This window comes from Nocardioides dubius, assembly GCF_039528155.1.
GTDB lineage: Bacteria > Actinomycetota > Actinomycetes > Propionibacteriales > Nocardioidaceae > Nocardioides > Nocardioides dubius.
The window spans coordinates 541149-544380 of record NZ_BAAALG010000011.1 but is presented as its reverse complement, the minus strand read 5'-3'; the positions used below and the strand labels follow the sequence as shown (position 1 = coordinate 544380).

Genomic DNA, 3232 nt, shown 5'->3' with positions numbered 1-3232 from the left:
CCACCACGCCGCCGAGATCGAGGCGCACGAGTCCTTCCTGTACGGGCTCTTCGACGCCGCCGAGAGCGTGCTGGCCTTCGCCCGCGCCGAGAACGCCACCCAGATCATCCTCGGCGCGAGCCGTCGCCGGTGGCCGTCGGTGATGGTGCGCCCCGGCGTGGGTGAGCAGGTGATCGCCGGTGCCCGTGAGATCGACGTGCACATCGTCAACCACGACTATGTGCGCAGTCCGCGCTCGGCGCTCGCCTCGCGCACCGACAGCATGGGCCGGCCACGGCGGGCGGCCGGCTACCTCTTCGCGGTGCTGGCGCCGGTCGCGGTGAGCAGCGCGATGTGGCGCTCCAGCCATGTCGACGGCCTGCCCACCGAGGCGATGGCGCTGATGGCGGTGGTGGTGGCCACCGCACTGATCGGCGGGCTGGTGCCGGCCGTGATCGCCGCCCTGGCCAGCGGCCTGCTGCTCAACTATCTGTTCACCCCACCGCTCTACAACTGGACGATCGCGGCACCGGCCAACATCACCGCACTGGTGCTCTTCATCGTGGTCGGGATCGCGGTCGCGGTCGTCGTGGACCGAGCGGCGCGACGCACCATCCAGGCCCGCAAGGCGCGCGCCGAGGCAGATGCGCTGACGGTGCTCGCCCACACCCTGCTGACCAGCAGCGACGACCTGCCTGGGCTGCTCGGCTCGGCCTGCGAGGTGTTCGGCGCCCGGGGCGCGGCGGTGCTGAGCCGGGACGATGCGGGCACCGAGTCGGTGGTGGCGGTGCAGGGGCAACCGGTGGGCCAGGTGGAGGACGGCGACCTGACCTGCGACATCGACGACCGCACCCTGCTGGTGCTGCGCGGCGCCTCGCTGCCGGCCGATCAACGCGGCCTGCTCAACGCCTACGCCGCCTACGCCAAGGTGATGACCGAGCGCCGTGCCGCCACCTCGGCCGAGGTGGAGCGGCTGCGCCTGGCCGAGGCCGACCGCACCCGGACCGCCCTGCTGGCGGCCGTCTCGCACGACCTGCGCTCCCCGTTGGCCGCCGTCAAGGTGGCGGTGGCGAGCCTGCGCAGTACCGAGGTCGCCTGGTCGGCCGAGGACGAGGCGGAGCTGTTGGCAACCATCGAGGAGTCGGCCGACCGGCTGACCGCGCTGGTCACGAACCTGTTGGACATGAGCCGGATCTACACCGGCTCGGTGCATGCGAGCCTCGCTCCGGTAGGTGTGCGCCGGGCCGTCCTGGACGCGCTCGCCCCGATGCCGGAGGGGGATCGGGTCACCGTGGACGTGGCGCCCTCGCTCTGCGTCTGCGCCGATGCCGGCCTGCTCGACCGGGTGATCGCGAACATCGTCGAGAACGCGTTGAAGTACACCCCGCGTGCCGCGGCGATCGTCGTCGATGCGGCCACCCGGGGCGAGCGGACCACGATCCGGATCGCCGACAACGGCCCCGGCGTCAGCGACCACCAGCCGCTCTTCGCGCCGTTCCAGCGGATGGGCGATGTGCCCGCCAAGGACGGCGTCGGTCTCGGCCTCGCGGTGGCCCGCGGCCTGACCGAGGCGATGGCGGGGAGCCTGGTCACCGAAGACACTCCGGGCGGAGGGCTTACCTTCGTCCTGGACCTGCCCAGCACCACGCTCCGCGAGGAGAGCGCATGACCTTCGTCCTGGTCGTCGACGACGACCCCGCCATCCAACGCACGCTCGGCATCAACCTGCGCGCACGCGACTATGACGTGGAGACTGCCGGCGACGGCCGCTCGGCGTTGCAGATCGTCGACGAGCGGATGCCGGACGTGGTGCTGCTCGACCTCGGCCTGCCCGACCTCGACGGCGTCACCGTGCTGCGCCAGCTGCGCTCCTTCACCCAGGTCCCGGTGATCGTGGTCTCCGCACGCAGCGAGTCCGACGACAAGGTGGAGGCGCTCGACCTGGGGGCCGACGACTTCATCACCAAGCCGTTCTCGATCGAGGAGCTGCTGGCCCGGGTGCGGGCGGCGACCCGGCGTGCCGGCGTGGAGGAGCCGCGTGCGTTGGTCTCCGTCGACGGGCTGACCCTCGACGTCGCCGACTCGCGGGCCGAGCGCGATGGCGAGTCGGTGCACCTGACGCCGATCGAGTGGCGGATCGTGGAGGTCCTGGTCCAGCACCGCGGGCGGCTGGTCCGCCAGGTCGACCTGCTGCGCACCGTGTGGGGCCCCAGCTACGAGCGCCAGACCAACTACCTGCGGGTCCATCTGGCCAGCATCCGCCGCAAGCTGGAGCGGGACCCGGCGCACCCGGTGCTCTTCGTCACCGAGCCCGGGATCGGCTACCGCTTCGCGCCGGGCCTGGCCCTCGGCTGAGGGTGCCCGATCGCCGTCGGATGGGGGATGCTCCCCATTGGGCGAGTCGCTAGGCTGTCGCTCGAAATGGACGATGACGATCAACCGCCCTCACTGACTTCGCAACCCTGCCCGGCGGTGACCCGCTGATGTGGGTTCTCACGCTTCTGATCGGCCTGCTGGTGGTCCTCGCGATCACCGTGGCCACCGGCTACTTCGTGGCCCAGGAGTTCGCCTACATGGCGGTCGACCGGTCCCGGCTGGCCGCCCGTGCCGAGGCCGGGGACGCCGGCGCCAAGCGGGCGCTCGCCGTCACCAGGCGGACCTCCTTCATGCTCTCGGGCGCTCAGCTCGGGATCACCGTCACCGGACTGCTGGTCGGCTACGTCGCCGAGCCGCTGATCGGAGAGGCGCTGGGCGAGGGCCTGGGCGGCGTCGGCGTGCCGACCGCCGTCGGCATCGCGATCGGCACCGTGCTGGCGCTGCTGCTCTCCACGTTGGTGCAGATGCTCTTCGGTGAGCTCTTCCCGAAGAACCTGGCGATCGCGAAGCCGGAGCCGGTGGCGCTCTGGCTGGCGCGCTCGACCACCGCCTACCTGGCCGTCTTCGGCTGGCTGATCAAGATCTTCGACGCCGCCTCCAACGCCCTGCTGCGACTGCTCAAGGTGGAGCCGGTGCACGACGTCGAGCACTCGGCGACCGCCCGCGACCTCGAGCACATCGTCGCGGACTCCCGGGAGAGCGGCGACCTGCCGCCTGCGCTGGCGGTGCTGCTGGACCGGATCCTCGACTTCCCCGAGCAGGACGTCGAGCATGCGATGATCCCGCGTGCTCGGGTCGACGTGATGCGCGCCGATGGCACCGTGGGCGACGCCCGCCGGCTGATGGCGACCGGGCACTCGCGCTACCCGGTGCTCGA

The 3232-nt window shown here is 71.6% G+C and carries 3 protein-coding genes; all 3 read left to right on the top strand.

What is annotated here, in order from left to right:
• Positions 1-1648: DUF4118 domain-containing protein (locus ABD151_RS15740; protein ID WP_343995720.1), on the top strand; the 1648-nt coding region annotated here is incomplete at its 5' end.
• Entirely contained in the window at positions 1645-2334 is a 690-nt protein-coding gene (locus ABD151_RS15735; RefSeq protein ID WP_343995719.1) for a response regulator, read from the top strand. The genes ABD151_RS15740 and ABD151_RS15735, both read left to right, overlap by 4 nt.
• 128 nt (positions 2335-2462) lie before the next feature.
• On the top strand, positions 2463-3232 hold a 770-nt coding region (locus tag ABD151_RS15730; protein ID WP_343995718.1), incomplete at its 3' end, for a hemolysin family protein.

Excerpts from the sequence above, each read along its gene's own strand:
- ABD151_RS15735 (WP_343995719.1), top strand. The coding sequence starts at position 1,645 with ATGACCTTCGTCCTGGTCGTCGACGACGACCCCGCCATCCAACGCACG.